The sequence below is a fragment of the Acidobacteriota bacterium genome (assembly GCA_028875575.1).
In the GTDB taxonomy this organism is placed as follows: Bacteria; Acidobacteriota; Terriglobia; order Versatilivoradales; family Versatilivoraceae; genus Versatilivorator.
On sequence record JAPPDF010000080.1, the window covers coordinates 195759 to 217405 of the forward strand.

Consider the following 21647-nt stretch of genomic DNA (forward strand, 5'->3'; position numbering starts at 1 on the left):
CACTGCCGTTCGGTGCCACTCAGTTTCCCTGCGATGGGGCACCCGGCCACCCTGCCGTCTGGAACGGCATGGGCCCGGCCGAAGCAGAGTGCTGGCGCCGTTGCCGGTCGAAGCCGGTGGAGGAGATGGCCGAGGCTGCGGGAAGTCTTTTGCGGGCGGGACGCCCGCGCTCCCGGGGGGTTTTGCCGACTTCAGTCGAAGCGGGGCAGTCGGTCGGGGAGTTGGCTCAACAGGGGGGCGTCACGGTCCTTGGCGGACAGGAGGGGTTGCCGGATGGGCCATTCGATCCCGATCTCCGGATCGTCCCAGCGTATGGCGATCTGGTCGTCCGGGTCGTAGTACCGGTTGCACTTGTACTCCACCTGGGCCGAAGGGCTGGTGGTGGCGAAGCCGTGGGCGAAGCCCTCGGGAATGAAGAACTGCCTGCGGTTGACCGCCGAGAGACAGACGCCGGTCCAACGCCCGAAGGTGGGCGACCCCAGCCGGATGTCCACGGCCACGTCGAACACCTCCCCCTCGATCACCCGAACCAGCTTGGCCTGGGCCTGTCGCACCTGGGCGTGCAACCCCCGCAGGGTTCCATGGCGTGAGAGGGAGTGGTTGTCCTGCACGAATTCCAGCGGGAGGCCCTGCCGGTGGTAGCGTAGGGCGTGGTAGGACTCCAGGAAGAAACCCCTGGTGTCGCTGTAGACGTCGGGCTCGATGATCAGCACTCCCGGCAGCGCCGTCCGGGTGACTTTCATGACCTATTCCTTCGGCTCCACCAGACCCATCAGATAGCGCCCGTAGGGGCTTCCCTGCATCGACCTGGCCATGCGGCGGACGTCAGCGGCCTCGATCCATCCCATTTCGAGCGCGATTTCCTCCGGGCAGGCCACCATCAGACCCTGGCGCTCCTCCAGGGTCTGAATGAAGACCGATGCCTGCAGCAGCGACTCGCGGGTGCCCGCATCCAGCCAGGCTATCCCCCGTCCCAGCTTCTCCACCCGCAACTGGCCCATGGCCAGGTATTCCCGGTTCAGATCCGAAATCTCCAGTTCGCCGCGGGCCGAAGGCTTGAGCCGTGCGGCCAGGTCCACCACCTGCCGGTCGTAGAAATAGAGCCCGGTCACCGCGTAGGAGGAGCGGGGCCGCGCCGGCTTCTCCTCCAGGCCGGTGGGCCGGCTCTCTTCGTCGAAGGAGACCACGCCGTAGCGCTGCGGATCGCGCACCTGGTAGGCGAAGACGGTGGCCCCGCTGCTCTGCCGGCTGGCCCGGCGAAGACTCTGGGAGAGTCCCTGGCCGTAGAAGATGTTGTCGCCCAGTACCAGCGCCGGCGCCTGGTCCTCCAGGAAGTCCCTGGCGATGAGGAAGGCCTGGGCAATGCCTTCCGGACGAGGCTGAACCGCATATTTCAGGCTCAGGCCCCACTGGCTGCCGTCACCCATCAGTTCCTCGAAGGCGGGCCGGTCCCGGGGAGTGGTGATCGCCAGAATGTCCGTGATCCCGGCCTGCATGAGGGTCGACAGCGGATAGTAGATCATCGGCTTGTCGTAGACCGGGAGAATCTGCTTGCTGATGACCCGGGTCACGGGAGCCATTCGGGTGCCCGAGCCTCCGGCCAGAATGATTCCCTTTCTCATGATTCCACCCTGTCCGCGGTCCCCAGCCGTCGTCGGTCGTAGTTGTCTTCCTGTACCTTGCGGCACCAGTCCCGGTGTTCGGCGTACCAGCGCACCGTTTGGGCGAGGCCTCCCTCCAGGGCGTATCTGGGAGCCCAATCCAGCTCCCTCCGGATCTTTCCGGAATCCACGGCATAGCGGCGGTCGTGGCCCGGTCGATCGGGCACTTGCCTCTTCAGGTCGGCGTAGGCCGCAAGCCCCCGGCGCTGCATGGCCGGGTTGGTTGCAGCCGGAAGCAGCGCCTCCAGGCAGGCGCAAACCTGGTCCACCATCTCCAGGTTGGTGCGCTCGTTGCCGCCGCCGATGTTGTAGCCGGCTCCCGGGCGACCTCCTTGCAGCACCAGCAGCAGGGCGGCGCAGTGGTCCTCCACGTGCAGCCAGTCCCTCACATTCCCGCCGTCTCCGTAGATGGGCAGCGGCCTGGCCTCCATGGCGTTCAGCACCATCAACGGTATCAACTTTTCGGGAAACTGATAGGGTCCGTAGTTGTTGGAGCATCGGGTAATGAGGGTCGGCAGGCCGTAGGTCCGGTGATAGGCCCGCACCCAGTGGTCGGCGGCGGCCTTGGACGCCGCGTAAGGGGAGTTGGGAGCGCAGGCGGTGGCTTCCGAGAAGGTCGATTTTCCCTCGGCGCTTCCGTAGACCTCGTCCGATGAGACCTGCAGGTAACGGAAGCGGCGGCGGGCCGAGCCCTCGAGCTGCCGGTAGTGGGTGCGGGCGCATTCCAGCAGCTCGGCGGTGCCCGCTACGTTGGTGGCCAGGAAGGGGCGGGGATCGTCGATGGAGCGGTCCACGTGGGTCTCGGCCGCGAAGTTGACCGTCCAGCTCGGCCGGTGGTCCTGAAAGAGCCTTCGGACGAAGTCCCCGTCGCCGATGTCTCCCCGCAGGAAGCGGCAGCGGGGTTTGCCGGCCAGTCCCTCCAGGTTGTGGAGGCTGCCGGCATAGGTCAGCTTGTCCACCACTACCAGCCGGGCTTCGGTTCGGGCCAGCGCCAGCCGGACGAAGTTGCAGCCGATGAATCCGGCGCCTCCGGCAACCAGCATGGTCTCCATCCGGTCGTCCCTCCCCGGAGCGGGTCTCGGTTCCCGTCCCGGCCGGCGGTCGGGGAAACCGGCATTCCGGCTTGAGGTTGCCCGCGCCGATCGTCTAGGCTAGCTGGGATCCATGACCGCAATCGACTGCAGGAAGGCCACATTATGCCACATGACCCACAGGACGATCCCCGATCCCTGATATACCAGGAGCAGCGGCCCTGGGGCGCCTTTCGCCGCTTCACCCACAACCAGGTGAGCACGGTCAAGATCATCACCGTCAACCCCGGGCAAGTTCTTTCTTTGCAGCTTCACCGCCACCGGGACGAGCTCTGGGTGGCTCTCGACCCGGGCTTGCAGGTGACCGTGGGAGAGCGGACCTGGGAGCCGGAGGCCTACGAGGAGGTCTACATCCCACGCCAGACCCGCCATCGGGCCGCGGGCGCGGGTCCCCGGCCCAGCCGCTGGCTCGAGATCGCCTTCGGTGAGTTCGACGAGGACGACATCGTCCGCCTGGAAGACCGTTACGGACGAGGATAGGGCAGGGGAGTGGGAGGCTGGTGTCGAGAATGGATGGGGGCAAGCCGCCCGTTCCGATGGCTGGCGCCGATGGCTACATGCGGACGCCGCCCGGGCGGCTTTCTGGAATCCCGAGCTGCCGCCCGGGGATCAACGATTCATTCCCGATAGAACGTGGATGGACAGGATAGGAGGGCAATGCCGTCCTAGCAGTCTATGCAACGCACTTCCCCGAAGATCAGGGCCTGCCGGTCGGGATTCTCCCGGGCGTAGTCGATAAGGCAGCGCACCGCCTTGCCGATGTCGGACAGGCCGTGGGCCTGGACCATCTGCTCCAGGAACTCCACCTTGGCCGCTTCCAGGGGAATGGATTGATCCGTCTTGTCTTTCATGGGGCTCTCCTCTCTGAAACGAACGATGCGCGCTATCTTACCGGAAAGGGCGCGGGACATGAACCGGATAGCGGCAATCGGACTATCTGCCAGGGGTGTTGCCTGACCCGCGGACGGCCTTCCGAACCAAACCGGCGGCGCCCTCGGACAGCTCCAGCCGCAGCGCCAGTGTCCTGGCGTCGGGCGACATCTTCTTCCAGGTTCGGCGGAGAATGTGCAACAGCTTCTCTTCGGTGTGCTGGCGGGAGAAGTCCTCGAGCTGCACCTCCAGAAAGACCAGGCAGGCGGCGTCCTCCAGGGCTTGGGCTTCGGGGTCGGTGCGCAGCCGCTGCTTTCTCAGCAGCTGCTCGACCCGGGCCACGGTTTGAGACTCGTAGCCCACCCGCACCAGCACCTCGGCGGCGGCGCGGGCATGGAACCGGCCCAGCGCGTCTCTCCAGTCCCGGTAGCCCTTGCGGGTCATGGGGTAGGAGTCGCGGGGGATAGCCCAGCGGCGGACGTGCTGGCTGTGGGCCGCCAGGCGAAGGGCTGAGGAGGCCTCGGGAGCCAGGCGCTCAACCCAGCGGCCGAGCCGTTGGTGGTAGTCGAGTGATGCCAGGATGCTTTTGGGGCCGTCGGTGCCAACCGAGGGATCCTCCCGGTGCATGGCGTCCAACAGGGCAAAGGCCTCGCGCAGTCTTGGATCTTCGTGAGTCGTCATGATTCCCTCTAATCCGCCCCGGCACCTGTCGAAACCATACCATGCCCGCGCGCCGAAGGCACTCATCCCCTCCCCACCCGCCCGCCCATGGTTTCAATCTGCTCTCTGCCACGCTAGAATAGATCCGCCTGGGGTCGTCGCCGCTGCCAGTGCGGTGCCGGCCAAACCCGAGGCCCGATTTTCCCCGCCTGTTCCGGCGATTTGGCCATGCATGCCGTCACCGTCGAAAACATATCCAAGAACTACCGCATCTACTCCAAGCCCTCGGCCCGACTGAAGGAGCTGATCTTTCGGCGGCACCGCTACCACCAGGACTTCTGGGCTCTCAGGGAAGTCGGCTTCCAGGTCGAACAGGGCGCCACCTTCGGGATTGTGGGCGAGAACGGCTCAGGCAAGAGCACCCTGCTCCAGATCATCGCCGGAACCATGACCCCGACCACGGGCAGCGTGGCATTGAGCGGTCGGGTGGCGGCCCTGTTGGAGCTTGGGTCCGGCTTCAACACCGAGTTCACCGGCCGGGAGAACGCCTTTCTGAACGCCGCAATCATGGGGCTGAGCCGGGACGAGATCGACCGGAAAATGCCGGAGATCGAGCGCTTCGCCGAAATCGGCAGCTTCATGGACCAGGCCGTCAAGACCTATTCCAGCGGCATGTACGTGCGCCTGGCCTTTGCCATCGCCATCAACCTCGACCCCGAGATTCTGCTGGTGGACGAGGCTCTGGCGGTGGGAGACGTCTATTTCCAGCAGCGCTGCGTGCGCCGGCTTCGCCGGATGCGGGACGAGGGCAAGACCATCCTGCTGGTCTCGCACGACGTGGCCGCAATCAGGAACCTGTGCGATGGGGCCATCTGGCTGGAGAAGGGCAGGATCAGGGATCGAGGCGCCCCCGACAAGGTGACGGCCCGCTACCTGGCCGCCCTGACTCAGCGCCGCGATCCTTATGCCGGCGAGGAGGCCCCCGAGGCGACCCAACTCCAGCCGGACGCAGCCGGTGATCTGTCGGTGCATTCGCTTCCGAACGTGGACGAGCGTTGGGGCAATGGCCACGCCCGGATCCTGGGCATCCGCCTGCTCGACCAGGCGGGCAGGGAGCCGCAAACCCTCTTTCACGGCGACCTGGTGACGGTGAGGGTATCGGTCCGGTTCGACCGCCCGGTGGAATCGCCCCTGATCGGGATTCTCATGCGCAACCGCCTGGGCGAGGAGATCTCCGGAAGCAACACCTCGGTGGAGAACCTGCGGTTGCCGCCGGCCCGACCGGGCCAGGTCTACACGGTGGACTTCCATCTGCGGCTCCCGGTGCTGCAGCCGGGCCAATACCATCTCACCCCGGCGGTGGCCAACGGGACCCATCGCGATTCGGAGATGTGCGACTTCGTGGAGAACGCCCTGAACCTCACCCTGAAGCAGCGGGAGACGGTTTACGGCTACCTGAAGATGGGCTGCCGCATTGAATTGAGGCAGGTGAGTTCGGCCAAATCGGGGCTGGCCGGAGCCCGCGGGCTGAAGGTAGAAGTTTGAAGGAGGAAGTTTGAAAGAGGGCGAAGCCCGCGCCCCCACCGGCTGAAGGCTCATCGCGAAACTCCGGGCCTGGCGGGACAGTCGCCCCCCGGCCCCTTTTGGACATAAGAAAGGAGCATGATGATCAAGGATGTGAAGGTGGTGCCCCTGGTCGCCCACGTGGATGACCGGGGCTATCTGATCGAGATCTTGAGGAGCACCGACGAGCACTTTACCCGATTCGGGCAGGTCTACCTGGTGGGCGACCTGACCCGCGGGACCGTCCGTGCCTTTCACAAGCACGCCAGGCTGTGGGACTGGTTTTTTATCAGCCACGGATCGGCCAAGTTCGTGCTGCGGGATGACCGTCCCGACAGCCCAACCTATAATGAGATGCAGATCTTCGTTACCGGGGCGCGCAATCCTGCCTTGATCGTGGTGCCGCCCGGTGTCTACCATGGCTGGATGGCGCTGGAGGACGACACCCAACTGGTCAGCACGGCCAGCGAGGTCTACAACCGGGAGAAGCCGGACGAAGTCCGCATTCCCCCCAACTCCTTCGGGGACGTGTGGGAAGTCAAGGGAAGGTAGTAGGGGAATGATGAGTGATGAATGATGTATGGATTGTGATGAGTGGAGGGTTTCCGGAACAGGCGAGCGGCTGGTGATCTGGTTGAGCTTTTTTTGAAGGACCGCGCCGAGAGCGACGAGATACTTAACGTGTCACAATGCACCATCCATTCTTCAAACTTCACACTTCAAACTTCACACTTCAAACTTCACCTAGCCGCACAACCGCCCCATACCACGCGGCGGCTCATAAGGGATAAAACAGAGGTGTTCCAAACAGAAGGAGGTTGGCCATGATTCTGGTAGTTGGTGGAGCCGGCTATATCGGCTCGGTGTTGGTCAGGGAGTTGTTGGCGCGGGGCTACGCGGTCAGGGTCTTCGACCGCATGTACTACGGGGATGCCGGCCTCCGCGAGGAGAGGGAGCGAATCGAGCTGAAAAAGGGAGATGTCCGCACCATGGACCCCTCGGTCCTGGAGGGTATCGAGGCCGTCATCAACCTGAGCGGCCTCTCCAACGATCCCACGGCGGAGTACAACCCCCAGGCCAATTACGAGATGAACACCCGGGCCAACCTGTCGCTGGCCCGGCTCTGCAAGCGGAAGGGCATCCGCAGGTTCGTCTTCGCCTCCTCCTGCTCCATTTACGATGTCGGCATCGCCGACGAGGAAAAGGACATCGTCCTGGATGAAACCTCCCAGGTCCATCCCAAGGCGGCCTACGCCAGCTCCAAGCACCTGGCGGAAAAGGGTTTGCTGGAACTGGCCGACGAGAATTTCTGCCCGGTCATCCTGCGCAAGGGAACGATCTACGGCTTCTCTCCCCGGATGCGCTATGACCTGGTGGTCAACACCTTTTTCCGGGACGCCCTCTCCAAGGGACACGTCACCACCCACTACGGAGGCGAGATGTGGCGGCCGCTGGTGGATATCCGGGATGCGGCCCGGGCCTACATCCTCTGCCTGGAAGCCGAGGAGTCCAAGGTCTCGGGAGAGATCTTCAACGTGGTCTACCGAAACTTTCGGATTTCGGAGTTGGCGCTGCGGGTGGTCGGCACCCTCAAAGAGGTTGGGATAAAGGTGGAGCTCAAACCGGAATACCGCTACCAGGGTGTCCGCAGCTATCGCGTCTCCGGCAAGAAGCTGGAGCGGGTGCTGGGATTCGCCCCGGCGGTCACCGTGGAAGAAGCCGTCAAGGACATGGTGGAGAGCGTCTCCCGATACGGCTATACCGACTTCGACAACCCCCGCTACTACAATATCGCCTGGATGAAGCTCCTGGAGCAGGCCGACGAGATCATCAGGATCACCGGGTCGGTGTTCGACACGGTCCCGGCCGCGCCCTTCAAGCCGGCCGTGGTCGGGATGGGAGGCCGGGAGCCGGGGAGCCGCTGACTTGAAGATACTCCTGATTGGAGCTTCCGGCCAACTGGGCGCCGATCTGGTGACGGCCCTGTCCGACCACCAGTTGCTCACCCCGCCCCGCCGCTCGCTGGACCTGGTCCAGTTCGACCGGGTCCGCCGGTTCCTGCAATTGGAGCGTCCCCAGGTGGTGATCAACACAGCAGCCTTCCACCGGGTGGACGACTGTGAGTCCCAGGTCTCGACCGCCTTTCAAGTGAACGGAGAGGCCGTCCACAACCTGGCCCTGGCCGCCCGCGAGGTCGAGGCCGTGCTGGTGCACTACAGCACCGACTACGTCTTCGACGGGGCTGGCGGCCGCCCCTATCGGGAAGACGACCTGCCTCGTCCTCTCAACGTCTACGGCGCCTCCAAGCTGGCCGGCGAGCACCTGCTGGAATCCGTTTGGGAAAAGCATGTCGTGATCCGGACCTGCGGGCTCTACGGCCATGCCGGCAGCCGCGGCAAGGGAGGCAACTTCGTCGAGACCATGATCCGGAAGGCCGCCGGGAATGAATCCATCCGGGTGGTCGACGACCAGCGGCTGACCCCCACCAGCACCCGCGAGCTGGCCCGCGCCACCGCCGCCCTGATCGAGACCTCCCACTACGGACTCTTTCACGTCACTTCCAAGGGTAATTGCACCTGGTACGAGTTCGCCGGCGAAATCTTCCGGCTGTTGGGTCTCAAGCCCGACCTGACACCCACTACCTCCGACGCCTTCGCCGCCGCGGCCCGGCGGCCGGCCTATTCGGTGCTGGCCAACCATCACCTGGAAGATCTGGGAATGGATGACCTCAAGCACTGGAAGGACGCCTTGCGCGAGTACCTGAGCGACCGCAACCAGCGCCCAGGGGCTTGATCCATGGGGAGTCCATTCCACCCATTGCAGCCCGGCTTCTGGCTCAGGCTGGGCGCGCTGCTGCTGATGGTCCCCTTCGACCTGCTGGTGGCCCTGGGGCTCTGCCTGGCCGAGATTCTCTACCTTCCTTTCTCCCTGCTCCGCCGCAAGCCTGACGCAAGGGGCCTGCCTGCCCGGCTCCGGGCCAGCCTGATCGTCCTCAACTGGGATGGGAAGCACCTGTTGGAGGAGTTCCTGCCCAGCGTGGTGGAGGCCGTCCGCCAGGGCGGGGACGGCCACGAGATCCTGGTGGTGGACAACGGCAGCCGCGACGACAGCGTTGCTTTTTTGAACGCCGGCTATCCCCAGGTCAAGGTGGTGGCGCTGGACCGGAACCGGCGTTTCACCGGGGGCAACAACGCCGGGGTGCAAGCAGCTACGGGCGACGTGGTGGTGCTGCTCAACAACGACATGGAGGTCGACCCGCACTTCCTGCGGCCCCTGCTGGACGGCTTCCGGGAAGAGAACGTCTTTGCGGTGACCTCCCAGGTCTTCTTCCAGGACAAGTCGCGCCGGCGGGAAGAGACCGGCAACACGAAGTCCCGCTGGCGGCAGGGGTTCCCCGAGCCCTACCACGACGAGGTCCCTCCGGAGCCGGCCGGGGTGCGCCTGCCCGTCCTCTGGGCGGGAGGCGGCTCCAGCGCCTTCGACCGGCGCAAGTTCCTGGCCCTGGGAGGCCTGGACACGCTCTACGACCCCTTTTACCTGGAGGACGTGGATCTTTCCTACCAGGCCTGGAAGCGGGGCTGGAAGAGCCTGCTGGCCAGCGACAGCCTGGTGGTCCACAAGCACCGGGGCACCAACCGGGGCAAGTTCGGCGACAACTTCGTTGACAACACCATTCGCAAGAACCAGTATCTGTTCGTCTGGAAGAGCATCACCGACGCCCGATGGATCCTGCAGCACTGCCTCTTCCTGCCGCTCACCCAGGCCCGTTTCCTGACCCAGACCAATGTCCGCTTCGAGCTTCGGGCATTCTTCAAAGCCTTGCTTCAGTTTCCGGAAGCGCTCTACAAGCGCTACCGCCGGCGGGCCGACTATCGCCGCAGCGACGCCTCCATCTTCGCCGAGACCTCCGGGGGGGAGGGGCATTGAAGAAGAGGCGCGACAGAAAAAGAGTTGTTCCACCCGGGAGCGCGGGCGGGCATCCTTTACACGTTAGACCGCAAACATTTGCACCGTTGAACATCTATTGGAAAAATTCTATCCATCATCAGTGTTGTCGGTTAGGGGAGAGCTGCGTAGCTGCGGTTGGCGTAGGTCAACCGAACAAACGCCACCTGCAAGCCATCCTTTTAGAGCTGCGTAGCAGCGGCTCAGGGTAGCCCCGGGCGGCAGCCCGGGGTCGTATGGGTTCTGCACCAACCTAGCCGCGAATGCGGCGAATCAGGAGCGGCCTTGGGGAACGCGCGGCCTCCCCAAAGGAACGCTTGAAGGGGTTTCGCGCCGCAGCCGAATTAGCGGCGGCAGCACATCGCCTATTGGCTTTAGCCCGGAATCCCCGTCCGGGAGGACCAGGATGACCAAGGAAGAACGCTTGCAACTGGCCCACACCCCCCCGGCCTGGATGTACGAGTTCGACCTGGGAGATGGCATCCGCACGCCGCTGCTCTCCCCGGAGCTTCGCCAGATACACCGGACTCGCCGGGACATGATGCTGCCGGCGCTCGCGGAATCCTTTCCCGAGGGCCTGGCCGATCTCGACTGCCTGGACGTGGCCTGCAACGAGGGCTACTTCAGCTTTCTGCTCCAAGCCAGGGGAGCCCGGGTGCGGGGCATCGACGTGCGGCCCCTCAATATCGAGCGGGCCCGGGCCGTGCAGCGGATTCAGGGACAGAACCCCGGAGAGCTCACCTTCGACGTCGAGGATTTTCTGGCCAACCAGGACCCGCCGGACCGCTATGACCTGACCCTGTTTCTGGGTCTGCTCTACCATCTCGAGAATCCCATGGGAGCCCTGCGGATTCTGCATCGCATCACCCGCCGGATGTGCGTGGTGGAGACCCAGCTCACCCGGCAGCAGGCTCCGGTGGTCAGCGGCTGGGGAGCGACGGGTACCTTCCTGGAACTGCCGGCGGCCCTGGCCATCTACCGGGAGCCCGACATCGAGGAGAACCGCCTGGCGGCCCACCGGGGCCTGAGCTTCATCCCCAATGCCGCCGCTGCGAGCGAGATGCTTTCGGCGGCCGGTTTCTCCGAGATAGAGAGGGTTGCCCCGCCCGAGGATGCCAACCCCCAGTACCTGGCCGGAGATCGAGCCGTCTTCCTGGCGTTCAAGTGATGCCGGGGGGGGCGCTAAAGTTCGGCCCGGAAAACACCGACCGCTAACCTTCCTTATAATATATAGCCCATGGATTCCCTGAACATCCTGGTGCTGACCGCCTATCCGCCGGCCCTGGGCCTGCACGGCGGCGGCCTGCGCATGTATTACAATGTCAAGGTCCTGGCCTCCAGGCATCGGGTCACGCTGATCTCCTTTATCGAGCACGAGAGAGAGAGAGAGCTGCTGGAGAAGCTGGAGCCGCTGGGCGTGGAGGTTCGGGCGGTTCCACGCCGGCCGGTTCCGCCCCGCCACCTGTGGCTACCCCGGCCGGCCGAGCACTACGAGTTTGCCGGCGTAGCCATGTCCGCCGAAGTCCGGAGTGTGCTTCAAGGCCGGCGCTTCGACGTCATCCAGGCCGAGTACCTCCAGATGGCCCAGCACGTGCCCCGGGAGGCCGTCCGGCGCACCGTCCTCACTCTCCACGAGATTCAGTACGCCAATGCCGCCCGGGTTTTCGAGAAAGCCGGCAATCCCTGGACCGGGGCCCGCAGATGGTACGATTGGATGGTGCAGCTCAACTACGAGATTCGGTCCTGCTCCCGCTTCGACGCGGTCGTCTGCATGACCGGGGAGGACGCCCGGCTGCTAGCCGAGTTCGTGCCCTCCTCCAAGCTGCGGACCGTTCCTATCGGGGTCGACAGTCGCTTCTTCAAGCCGGAGGTGGTTGCAGGCGGCGCACCCCCCGGCAACAAGCTGCTCTTCGTGGGCAACTACCGCCACCCGCCCAACCGGGAGTCGGTCTACACCATGGCCGAGCGGATCCTTCCTGAGGTGCTGCGCCAGGAGCCGGAAGCCGAGTTCTGGGTGGTGGGCGGCAATACGGAGATGCTGGACCCGGAAAGGCTGGGCCGCCACCCCCGTGTGCGACTGCAGGGCTACGTCCAGGACCTGCGGGCCGTGTACGGACAATCCGCCGTTTTCGCCGCTCCCATCCTGTCCGGAAACGGCATGCGGGTGAAGCTGCTGGAGGCGCTCTCCATGGGCATGGCCGTGGTCACCACGCCGCTGGGAGCCCAGGGATTCCGGGTTCGGCACGGTGAGGAACTGCTGATTGCCGATTCCCCGGAGGCCTTTGCCGCCGCCATCGCCGAGTTGCTGCGGGATTCCCGCCGGCGGGCCGAGCTGGGCTCCAGGGCCCGCGAGCTGATCCGCGAGCGCTACGACTGGAGCGTCATCGGGCGGCAGTTTCTGGACGTGGTCGAGGCCGGTCATGGCTGACAAGGTCCTGCTGGTTTGCTCTTCCAGCGCCGACAACATCCAGAAGGCTCGGGAGATTCTGTGTGGTCGCACCCCGGCCGACCGGCCCGAGCTGCACCTGCTCTGCAGCCCTTCCGACCTGCCCTACCTGCATAAGGAGCCGCCCGCCGTCCGTGTCTGGGTCTTTCCCCATCGCCGCGAACTCGGAAAGGGCTACCGGCTGTGGCTCTCGATCCGGAGACAGCGCTACCGGGAGGTGGCGGTCCTCTGGTGCGGAGACCTTCCCCGCCTGCGCCCCAAGCTCTTTGCCCTGGCCTGCGGTGGCAGGCGCATCCTGGTCTTCGACGACCGCCTGGAGTGCGCCCCGCTCGGCTTCTCCCTGCTGGGGAGGCTGCTGGTTGCCCGCGCTCGCCGGCTTTGGCGCCCCTGGTGGCGGGCCAGGGTGCGGCAGCCGGTGCGGGTCCTGCTGGCGCCCCTGGCAGGCGCATCCCGACTTCTACTGTCCGGGATTCGTTGGCTGGCACAATGGCTGCTGATTCCGGTGCGTTTTCTGCTGCTGCTCGGGTCGGTCCTGTGGCTCCACGCCCGCCGCCGGCCACCGGAGGAACTTTGAGGGATTTCAGACGCCCCGGGCTCCCGCCCCCGGGGGCCAGTGGAGCCGGTGAGACAAGGGCTCCGCCCGCAGTCGAACCGGTGGGGGGGACGGAATTGGCGAGATTGCCACAAAGGAGATTCAGCCCGCCGTCGAGCCGGAGGGGGGCAACGCGGCGTTGCGGGAGTGACTATCGGCGGCACCGGCAGCGTCGTTTTGGAAATGTTGTGCGATCGGGAACGCGGATCTTGATTCGCCGCGAAGGCGACGGCAGCGGGTGATTGTGGCGTGGGGCGGCGTTTTTTTGGAGAAGCGGTGCTTTCCCGAACGGGTGCTTCCTATTCGCCGCATTCGCGGCTGGGTTGGCGTAGAACCGGAACGACCCCGGGCTGCCGCCCGGGGCTACACGAGGGCGCAGCTCCGCTGCTCTATAAGGATGGCCTGTAGGGAACGTTTAGCCAGATTACCGACTCCAACCGCAGCTTCGCAGCTCTCACCTAACCCACAACGCTGCGGGGGGATAGGATTTTCTATTGAATACCCCCGGGTTCCAGCCCGGGGGTTCGAATGGAGCCGCGAAGCGGCGACAGCAGATAGCCGTGGGACTGAGCGGCGTTTTTTGGGCACGGTTAGACTTTTTGGCGCCCCCGTTCATCTCGTCTCAGTGAGGAGCTCACTTGGAGCTGGTACGACTGACCGACAAGCATCTGGTAGCAAGAGCGGCTCGCGGTGACACCGGCGCCTTCAATCTCCTGGTGAGTCGATGGGAGAAGCGGCTCTTCAACTACGCCTTCCGCTTGACAGGGAACCGTGAGGATGCGCTGGACGTTTGCCAGGACACCTTTCTCAAAGCCTTCCAGCAGTTGCATCGACTCCAGGACCCCGCCCGGTTTGCCGGGTGGCTGTTCACCATCGCCCGCAACTACTGCCTGGCCCACTTCCGCGCCAGGCAGCGTCGGGCCGAGGACGGCGAAGGACCGGATCCCCAGGGCCTGGACGCCCTTCGGCCGGAGCGGTCGGCGGCGCGCCTCGGAGACCTGCAGGAGATGGAGCCGGCCGAGCTTCGCCTGCTGGTGGAAGGGGCGTTGGATCGGCTCTCCTTCGAGCAGCGGGAGGCGGTGGTGCTCAAGGTTTTCGAGGGACTCCGCTTCGATGAAATCGCAGGCATTGCAGGGTGTCCCTTGAGCACGGCCAAGTCCCGGATGTACCTGGGGCTGAGCCGGCTCAAGACCATCCTCAACGAAGAACCAGGGAGGAAATCATGAATTGCGAACGGTGCCGGGAACTGTTCCCCGAGGCGATCGGGGAGGAACTCGATCCCCAACTGGCCGGCGAGCTCCGGAAACGTCTGGCCGACTGCCCCGATTGCCGCGAGGAGCTGGAACTGCTGGGCCGGACGGCCTCGGTCCTCAAGACCGCCTGGCCCGAGGAAGCCATCCCCGAGCCCCTGGTCTTCGGCCGGCCGGGGAGGGCCGCCGTTGCCGGCGGCTTGGGGTTCGGCTGGAGCCGGCCGCCCCGCGCGGCCTGGCTGGGTCTGGCGGCGGCTGCCTGCCTGGTGGTCTGCCTGGGGACCCTCTCCTTTCTGAACGCCCGCGTCGAGATCGGGCAGGGAAGTTTCAGCCTCGCCTTCGGACCCGAGATTGCGCCCCCGGTCATCCAGCAAACGGCTCCCTCCGGTGATTCCGCTGCCCTGGTCGAGGCTCGTGTCCGCCGCCTGCTGGACCAGATGGTCGGGCAACTGGAGGAGACCTGGGAGGCCCGACTGCGGCAGACCGTGGCCCGGGCTCAGTCCCAATGGACGCGGCAGCGGTCGGTCGATCTCCGGCAGGTGAACGCGGACGTAGGCTATCTACTGAGGCTTCAGCAGGCCATGCGCCAGGATACGGCCCGGAACGAGGTGCTGATCAGTTCGGTGGCCGACCGCTACCGGCCCCGTCCGGCAGATGCGGTCGCCCGATAGATCGGGCCGAAGCCGAAGGCAAATCGAGGAGCAGCAAATGAGCAAGACACTTCTTTCAATCCTGATTCTGGCAGCCGCCTGGACGCTTTCCGGGCCGGCAGCCCCGACACCCGTCGACCCGGCAGGAACGCGCCCGGCCCCTGACTCCGCCGCTCCCCCGCCTCCTGCTCCGGTCGACCAGGGCAGGCTTCGAGGCCAGATCGAGCGTTTCCAGGCGGTCATCGAAAACGCGCTGCGGCGGAACGTTGGAAGCACCGTGCTCAGCAGTCCAAAGGGCGCCTACCTGGAGGGCTACGGGGCCGTCTTTTCCACGGAAGCCAGCCTCTATCGCATCCGCCCCCTGACGCCCTTCAGTCCCAAGACCTACAGCCGCCAGGAGCTGGACGAGGCCTACCAGGCGGCTTTGGATCGGGTGGAGCACCTCAAGGAGAACCTCCGCCATGCCGTTGCCGAACACGGCTCCCTGCTGGGACAGTTGAAGCCCGACCACAGCCTGGCCGTGATCGTTCACCTCTACAACGGCGTGGCCGACCCCGGGCGACCCTATCCTTCCCAGTTGATCTTCAAGGCCAGTGCGGGATCGGTCAACGATTACCGCGAAGGGAAGATCACCATGGAAGAGCTGGTCCGACAGGTGAGGATCAGCCAGTTCTGAGCAAGATCGAATGGCGACACGCAAGCTCATCGGACGGATCCTGCTGGACCGGAACCTGATCTCTCCCCCGGAGCTGCAGAACGGCCTGGCCCTGCAGCGGGAGCGGCGGGACAGGATTGGCCGCATCCTGCTGGACCTGGGATACCTCTCGGAACAGGACCTGCTGGCCGCCCTCTCGGCCCAGCACGGGACGGAGCTCATCCCGGCCAAGGACTTTCCGGCCGTGCCCCTGATGGTCGACAAACTGTCCCCCAAGTTTCTCCGCCAGTTCAGGATCCTGCCTCTGGACCAGGAGGACGGCGTGTTGACGGTGGCCATGGCCGATCCCTCCGACCGCAATACCCTGGAGTCCCTGCGCATGTTCACCGGGGTGGAGGTCCGGGTGCGCCTGGGCCGGGAAGCCGAGATCGACGAGGCCCTGGAACGGCTCTATGGGGGATCCGACGAGTGGGCCAAGGCGGTGCAGGAGTCGGACGAAGCTCTGGACGAGGCCGAGGGCATCGCCGAGAACATCGAGCAGCTTCGGGACATGGCTTCGGAAGTCCCGGTGATTCGCATGGTCAACCAGATGATCTCCCGGGCGGTGGAGCGCCGGGCCAGCGACATTCACCTGGAGCCCTTCGAGAAGGACTTCCGGGTGCGCTACCGGATCGACGGCATCCTGCATAACATGGATTCTCCCTCGCCCCAATTGAAGGCCGCCGTCATCTCCCGCCTCAAGCTCATGGCCAAGCTGAACATCGCCGAGCGCCGGCTGCCCCAGGACGGCCGCATCCAGCTCAAGGTGCTGGGAAAGGAGATCGATCTGCGGGTCTCCACCCTGCCCACCCTCTACGGGGAGAGCCTGGTGATGCGCATCCTGGACAAGAGCGACGCCAGCAGCTTCGAGCTGAAGCGCCTGGGGTTCCCCGACGACATCCTGGCCTCCATGGAGAAGCTGACGGCCCTGCCTCACGGCATTCTGCTGGTGACCGGCCCTACCGGAAGCGGCAAGTCCACCACCCTCTACAGCGCCATGAAGGGGATCAACCACCCCGACAAGAAGATCATCACCATCGAGGACCCGGTGGAGTACCAGATGAACGGGATCAACCAGATCCACGTCAACACCCAGATCGGACTCACCTTTGCCGCCGGCCTGCGCCACATCGTGCGCCAGGATCCCGACGTGATCATGGTGGGGGAGATCCGCGACCTGGAGACAGCCGAGATCGCCATCCGGGCGGCCCTCACCGGTCACCTGGTCTTCAGCACGCTCCACACCAACGACGCCCCCAGCGCCGTTACCCGGCTGGTGGACATGGGCGTGGAGCACTACCTGCTGGCCTCCTGCCTGGTAGGAGTGCTGGCGCAGCGGCTGGTGCGTGTCATCTGCCAAGGCTGCAAGTCGGGCTACGCCGGGGATGGGGACCGGCTGAACTCCCTGGGGTTTCCCCTCAACGGCGGCCAGGTCACGCTTTACCGAGGCGAGGGGTGTGAGTCCTGCGGCTTTACAGGGTACGAAAACCGTAAAGGAATCTTCGAGCTGATGCAGCCCGACGAGGAGATCCGCCGCATGATCGTAGCCAAGGAGGCCTCCAATGTCATCGGGCACTATGCGCGGCAACAGGGCATGAGGACGCTGCGGGAGGACGGCTTCGAAAAAGTACGGTCCGGTCTCACCACTTTGGAAGAGCTGGTCCGGGTAACGCAGGAAGTTTGACGGCCCGCGCAGCCGCGTTCGCGACGGTGCGGATTAATCGAGACGGACTATTTATTGAACATCGATGCACAGGATTAACAGGATGAGGAGCTGCTGCGAATGAAGCTCAGCGTAGAAAAAACATAAAGAACATGGATGGACAGGATGCACAGGATAATCAGGACGGGACGCTGCTGCCACGTCCGCGACGGGGAAGGTCAATCGAGAAGGACGACTAATTGAACATCGATGCACAGGATGTACAGGATAAAGACAAACAGGATGAAAAGCTGCTGCATGAGAAGCTGACCCGTTCGATTATCGGGTGCGCGTTTGAGGTCATTAATGAGCTTGGGAGTGGTTTTTTGGAGTCCGTATATGAGAAGGCCATGATGATTGCCCTCTCCGATGCAGGACTCTCTGTTGAGTGTCAGAAGCCGATCAAGGTCTTCTTTCGGGGGAAGCCGATTGGCGACTATTTTGCCGATCTACTCGTTGAAGAAAAGGTGGTGGTCGAACTCAAGGTCGTGAAAGCTCTCGTCCCGGAGCATGCGGCCCAGACCATCAACTACTTGAACGCGACTGGAATCCAGGTAGGACTGCTCATCAATTTCGGCAAACCCACTCTCGAATTCAAACGCTTTACCCGAAGCAACACGGATGAACAGGGCTTGAAGACGGCTGTCTCCTGAAAACAATCCTGTTAATCCTGTATATCCTGTGCATCGATGTTAATAAACCATGCAAATGATGCCAATGATAACAGGACGGCTGACTCCCTGAATTATCCCAGTCCATCGATGTGAATAAAACCCAGCATGCCTACCTTCTTCTATAAGGCAGTCGGCAAGGACGGCGGGATCGTCAACGGGGTGGTGGAGGAATCCACCGACAGGGCGGCCGCCGTCAAGCTGCAGGACATGGGCCTGGTTCCCATCCAGCTCGGGACCCGGCAGAGTCGTCGCCTCTGGGACCTGGAGTTGCGCTGGAACCTGTCCGGCGTTCGCTCCAAGGACCTCATGTTCTTTACCCAGGAGTTGTCCACCCTGGTCAACTCCGGCCTGCCCCTCGACCGAAGCCTGGCCATTTGCAAGGAGCTTTCGGACAAGCAGCGGCTCCAGTCGCTGATCGACGAAATTCTGAAGGACATCAAGCGCGGCAGGTCCCTGGCGGACAGCCTCTCGTCCCATCCCCGGGTCTTCTCCAAGCTTTACGTCAACATGGTGCGAGCCGGAGAAGCCAGCGGAAGCCTCCCCCTGGTGTTGGAGCGCCTGGTGGAGTTCCAGCAGTCGGCCGACGAGTTGAGAAGCTATCTCATCTCCTCGCTGATCTATCCGACCCTGCTGACCCTGGTCGGGGGAGCCTCCATCGTGGTTCTGCTGAACTACGTCATTCCCAAGTTTGCCGAAGTCTTTCAGGATGCGGGGCAGGCCATGCCCCTGCCGACGCAGATCCTGCTCTCCCTCAGCGAGTTCACCACCAGCTATTGGTGGATCATCCTGCTGGGAGTGGCGCTTCTGGCAGGCGGGTTTTCCCGCATGGTGGCCAGCGAGCGGGGCCGGTGGTGGTGGGACCGGCTCAAGCTGCGGACACTGGTGATCGGCGAGATCCTGACCAAGGTGGAGATGGCCCGAATCTCCCGCACGCTGGGGACGCTGGTCCACAACGCCGTTCCGCTGGTGCAGGCCCTGGGCATCGTGAGGGAAATCAGCGGCAATCGGGTCATCGCCCAGGCGATCCGCACGGTGGCCGAAGGGGTCAAGCGGGGAGAGGGAGTGGCGCTTCCCATGCGGCGAGCCCAGGTCTTTCCGCCCCTGGCCGTCCATCTCGTCGAGGTGGGCGAGGAGACGGGGCGCCTGGATGCCATGCTGCTGCGGCTGGCCGAGGTCTACGACAAGGACGTCCGCTCGGCGGTCAAGAACTTCATCGCCCTGTTCGAGCCGGTCATGATCCTGATCATGGGCGTGGTGGTCGGGGCCATCGTCATCTCCATGCTGCTCGCGATCGTGAGCATCAACGAAGTGCCTATTTGACACGGGAACTCAGGTCGATTCGAGGATGTCCAGGGAGGAGAAACGACAATGATTTCACTAAAATCCATACCGTTCCACCGGCCCTTCGACAGGCGGGTTGAAGCGCCCGCAGCTCGACGCCAGCGGGGTTTCACGCTCATCGAGCTATTGGTGGTGATGGTGATCATCGGTCTGCTGGGAGCCCTGGTGGGGCCCCGGCTGTTCCGCAATATCGGGAGGAGCAGGGTCACGGCGGCCAAGACGCAGATCGCCATGTTCCAAAGCGCCCTGGGCCAGTACAAATTGGAAGTCGGTGTCTTTCCCAGCACCGAAGAGGGGCTGACGGCTCTCCGGGTTCGGCCCACGTCGGCCCGGAACTGGGACGGGCCCTACCTGCAAAAGGAGATCCCGCTGGATCCCTGGAGCAACGAGTATGTCTACCGCTTCCCTGGCGAGTTCGGGGATCAACCCGACATCATTTCCTACGGAGCCGACGGCCGTGAAGGCGGCGAGGATGAGAACGCCGACGTGGTCAGTTGGAGATAGCCAGTCCCGGCGAAGTTGGAGGGCACAGCCACGGTGGCACTCACATCAAACAGAGACAGAGCCGGTTTCACGCTGCTGGAAGTGCTGGTGGTCCTGGTGCTGGTGTCCGTGATCACGGCAGTGGTGGCGCCCGCCTTGGGAACCGGCACCCAGACTCTGCGATTGCAGAGCGCGGCGCGCCACGTCGCCGCCACGCTACGGCTGGCTCGGGCCAGTGCGATCCGGCAGCAGGAGGTCTACCTGGTGAGCTTCGACCGGGAAAGAGGTCAAGTGACCATGGCCAGAGGCGACCTCGACGATCAAAGGTCGTTCGATCTCCCCCGGGACGTCCGCCTTGAAAGGGCGGTTCTCTTGAACGACACCGCTCGAGCGGAGCGTCCCTCGCCCGATCCCGTGACTTTCTTCTTTGCACCCAACGGGGCCGCCCAGTCGCTGGAAGTGAGGCTTGTCAATGCCCGGGGCAGGTCGTTGAGAGTGGTGCAGGACTCCTTTCGCCGCTCACCGCGCATCGAGCCGGTTCCGCCGGAAGAGCAATAGCGTGGCCGTTCCTCTGCGAACCGGTGAAAAACGCTTTTTAACCACAAAAAGCACAAGAGTCACAAGAGGCACAATTTGTGGTTTTGTGCCTTTTGTGGCCATTCCCGGTAAATGCATCCCCGGGGCGGCATCGCCCGGGAGCGCGTTCCTCCTGCGCTCCCGGGAAGCCCATTCGTGGTTCCTCTTCATTTCTTGACCCGCCTTTCGACTTTTTTGCGACTCAAGTGATCTAGAGGTAGGGGAACGGAAATGCTGTCGATGCCACACAAACCAGCCGCCAGGCCCGCCCGCCGGGAGCCCCGCCCGAGGAGTGCCGACGGCGCCGGGGGGTTCACCCTGCTGGAGATCCTGGTGGCCATGACCATTCTGGGGGTTGGTTTCGTGGCGCTCTTTGGCCTGTTGTCCACTTCGCTGGGCACCGTTTCCCGCATCGGAGACCGGGAAACCCTGGTCCGGTCGGCCCAGATGAAGTTGAACGAGTTGTGCCTGAGCCTGAGGCAGGGTCGGGAGCCTCCCCGTCGGTCCGGGGAATTTGCCGGGAAGTACCGTTGGCGGGCCGAAATCCGGACTGTCGCCGGCGACGAGGAAACGGCAGCCCAGCCGGACTACCGGCTCGCCAGGGTTCGGTTGCGGGTCACCTGGCAGGGGAGTCGGGCCGAGAATCAATACCTCCTGGAAACCATGACATGGGTCCCGAGTCCACGCGAGCAATGACCAGCCGTCCACCAAGATTGTCCCCTCCCTCCGGATTCACCCTCATGGAGCTGCTGGTCAGCTTCACCCTGATCGGTCTGCTGGCCGTTTTCATCCACCTGGGCTACGGAATCGGACTCAGCGCCCGCGAAAAAGCCGAGGTGGCCCTGCAGGAGTTTCAGACCAACGAAGCGGCCCTGGATGTCGTCAGTCGTCAAATCAGCGCCATGGTTCCCTATTTCTCCCACCAGGAACACGAGGGGAGTCCGGTGGAAGTGCTGCTCTTCCGGGCCTCCCCGCAAGGCCTCGGTTTTGTGAGCACCTATTCGGCGGCTGCGCGCCGCACCCAGGGGCTGATGTTCGTGCAGTACTTTACGGAAACCTCCAGGGACGGGACGGGTCGGATGTTGCTGCTGAACGAGCGACCGCTTTCCCGGGATCCCGAGCTGCCGGGCACTGTCATCGCCGGCATCTCCAGAACCGAGGACAATCGGTTCCTGGTCGAGCTGGCGGAGCCCGAGGTCCGGACGGATTCTCTCACTCTGGCTCAGGGTCTCTCTTCGGTGGCCTTCCAGACCTTCTCCCGGACCCGGGAAGAGTATGAAAGCAGAGGATTGGGCCGCAGGTGGACCAGGACGCTGGGAAGGCTGGCTGCCAGGAACAGGGAGCTGCTGCCGGCCGGAATCCGGATGAGACTGGAGTGGCAGGAACCGGGGCCGTTCGGCTCGAGGGAATTTACGATCGCCGTACCCGTGCAGGGTCAATGAGGGTCTG

General features: G+C 64.1%; 24 protein-coding genes. 19 read left to right on the top strand and 5 right to left on the bottom strand.

Annotated features, from left to right (window positions below; translation table 11 throughout):
- Positions 1–191: 191 nt before the first annotated feature.
- Genes rfbC through rfbB form a run of 3 tightly spaced genes read right to left on the bottom strand, consistent with a single transcriptional unit; the run spans position 192 to position 2713 of the window.
- On the bottom strand, positions 192–743 hold the full coding sequence (rfbC, locus tag OXI69_12455; protein ID MDE2666952.1) for a dTDP-4-dehydrorhamnose 3,5-epimerase: 552 nt from the start codon (positions 741–743) through the stop codon (positions 192–194).
- Between the two features lie 3 nt (positions 744–746).
- The gene (rfbA, locus tag OXI69_12460; protein ID MDE2666953.1) at positions 747–1622 is read right to left on the bottom strand and encodes a glucose-1-phosphate thymidylyltransferase RfbA; all 876 of its coding nucleotides are present in this window, start codon (positions 1620–1622) and stop codon (positions 747–749) included.
- A complete protein-coding gene (gene rfbB / locus OXI69_12465; protein ID MDE2666954.1) occupies positions 1619–2713 on the bottom strand; it encodes a dTDP-glucose 4,6-dehydratase in 1095 nt (364 codons plus the stop codon). The genes rfbA and rfbB overlap by 4 nt, the downstream gene beginning before the upstream one ends.
- 144 nt (positions 2714–2857) lie before the next feature.
- Between rfbB and OXI69_12470 the strand changes: the two genes are divergently transcribed.
- The gene (locus OXI69_12470) at positions 2858–3232 is read left to right on the top strand and encodes a phosphomannose isomerase type II C-terminal cupin domain (GenBank protein MDE2666955.1); all 375 of its coding nucleotides are present in this window, start codon (positions 2858–2860) and stop codon (positions 3230–3232) included.
- A gap of 185 nt (positions 3233–3417) precedes the next feature.
- Here OXI69_12470 and OXI69_12475 read toward each other — a convergent pair whose 3' ends face one another.
- On the bottom strand, positions 3418–3603 hold the full coding sequence (locus OXI69_12475) for a hypothetical protein (GenBank protein MDE2666956.1): 186 nt from the start codon (positions 3601–3603) through the stop codon (positions 3418–3420).
- Between the two features lie 82 nt (positions 3604–3685).
- Complete coding sequence (locus OXI69_12480) at positions 3686–4303, bottom strand: DUF4202 domain-containing protein (protein MDE2666957.1); 618 nt, start codon at positions 4301–4303, stop codon at positions 3686–3688.
- Between the two features lie 207 nt (positions 4304–4510).
- Between OXI69_12480 and OXI69_12485 the strand changes: the two genes are divergently transcribed.
- From OXI69_12485 to OXI69_12570, 18 genes are all read left to right on the top strand, one after another.
- Positions 4511–5827 carry an ABC transporter ATP-binding protein gene (locus tag OXI69_12485; GenBank protein MDE2666958.1) on the top strand — a complete coding sequence of 439 codons (1317 nt, stop codon included), beginning with the start codon at positions 4511–4513 and terminating at the stop codon, positions 5825–5827.
- Positions 5828–5944: 117 nt separating this feature from the next.
- The gene (locus tag OXI69_12490; protein ID MDE2666959.1) at positions 5945–6397 is read left to right on the top strand and encodes a dTDP-4-dehydrorhamnose 3,5-epimerase family protein; all 453 of its coding nucleotides are present in this window, start codon (positions 5945–5947) and stop codon (positions 6395–6397) included.
- 272 nt (positions 6398–6669) lie between these two features.
- A complete protein-coding gene (locus OXI69_12495) occupies positions 6670–7770 on the top strand; it encodes an NAD(P)-dependent oxidoreductase (protein MDE2666960.1) in 1101 nt (366 codons plus the stop codon).
- 1 nt (position 7771) lies between these two features.
- Entirely contained in the window at positions 7772–8638 is an 867-nt protein-coding gene (rfbD, locus tag OXI69_12500; GenBank protein MDE2666961.1) for a dTDP-4-dehydrorhamnose reductase, read from the top strand.
- A 3-nt stretch (positions 8639–8641) separates the two neighbouring features.
- Entirely contained in the window at positions 8642–9772 is a 1131-nt protein-coding gene (locus OXI69_12505; protein ID MDE2666962.1) for a glycosyltransferase family 2 protein, read from the top strand.
- A 424-nt stretch (positions 9773–10196) separates the two neighbouring features.
- A complete protein-coding gene (locus OXI69_12510) occupies positions 10197–10958 on the top strand; it encodes a methyltransferase domain-containing protein (protein ID MDE2666963.1) in 762 nt (253 codons plus the stop codon).
- 69 nt (positions 10959–11027) lie between these two features.
- Entirely contained in the window at positions 11028–12218 is a 1191-nt protein-coding gene (locus OXI69_12515) for a glycosyltransferase family 4 protein (GenBank protein ID MDE2666964.1), read from the top strand.
- Positions 12211–12810: a hypothetical protein gene (locus tag OXI69_12520; GenBank protein MDE2666965.1), complete on the top strand. Its 600-nt coding sequence runs from the start codon at positions 12211–12213 to the stop codon at positions 12808–12810. The genes OXI69_12515 and OXI69_12520 overlap by 8 nt, the downstream gene beginning before the upstream one ends.
- Positions 12811–13466: 656 nt before the next feature.
- Entirely contained in the window at positions 13467–14054 is a 588-nt protein-coding gene (locus OXI69_12525; protein ID MDE2666966.1) for a sigma-70 family RNA polymerase sigma factor, read from the top strand.
- A complete protein-coding gene (locus tag OXI69_12530; GenBank protein MDE2666967.1) occupies positions 14051–14749 on the top strand; it encodes a hypothetical protein in 699 nt (232 codons plus the stop codon). Before OXI69_12525 ends, OXI69_12530 begins: the two co-directional genes overlap by 4 nt.
- 37 nt (positions 14750–14786) lie before the next feature.
- Positions 14787–15404 (top strand): hypothetical protein, encoded by a 618-nt coding sequence (locus OXI69_12535; GenBank protein ID MDE2666968.1) that lies wholly within the window; start codon positions 14787–14789, stop codon positions 15402–15404.
- Between the two features lie 10 nt (positions 15405–15414).
- Positions 15415–17106 (top strand): type II secretion system ATPase GspE, encoded by a 1692-nt coding sequence (gspE, locus tag OXI69_12540; protein ID MDE2666969.1) that lies wholly within the window; start codon positions 15415–15417, stop codon positions 17104–17106.
- A gap of 224 nt (positions 17107–17330) precedes the next feature.
- Positions 17331–17777, top strand: a complete 447-nt coding sequence (locus tag OXI69_12545; protein ID MDE2666970.1) for a GxxExxY protein — start codon at positions 17331–17333, stop codon at positions 17775–17777.
- Positions 17778–17903: 126 nt separating this feature from the next.
- Complete coding sequence (locus OXI69_12550) at positions 17904–19118, top strand: type II secretion system F family protein (protein MDE2666971.1); 1215 nt, start codon at positions 17904–17906, stop codon at positions 19116–19118.
- A gap of 48 nt (positions 19119–19166) precedes the next feature.
- Positions 19167–19643: a type II secretion system major pseudopilin GspG gene (gene gspG, locus OXI69_12555; protein ID MDE2666972.1), complete on the top strand. Its 477-nt coding sequence runs from the start codon at positions 19167–19169 to the stop codon at positions 19641–19643.
- Between the two features lie 33 nt (positions 19644–19676).
- Entirely contained in the window at positions 19677–20180 is a 504-nt protein-coding gene (locus OXI69_12560) for a GspH/FimT family protein (GenBank protein ID MDE2666973.1), read from the top strand.
- Between the two features lie 258 nt (positions 20181–20438).
- Positions 20439–20894: a prepilin-type N-terminal cleavage/methylation domain-containing protein gene (locus tag OXI69_12565; GenBank protein ID MDE2666974.1), complete on the top strand. Its 456-nt coding sequence runs from the start codon at positions 20439–20441 to the stop codon at positions 20892–20894.
- Positions 20891–21640 carry a prepilin-type N-terminal cleavage/methylation domain-containing protein gene (locus OXI69_12570; GenBank protein ID MDE2666975.1) on the top strand — a complete coding sequence of 250 codons (750 nt, stop codon included), beginning with the start codon at positions 20891–20893 and terminating at the stop codon, positions 21638–21640. The genes OXI69_12565 and OXI69_12570 overlap by 4 nt, the downstream gene beginning before the upstream one ends.
- Positions 21641–21647 lie beyond the last annotated feature (7 nt).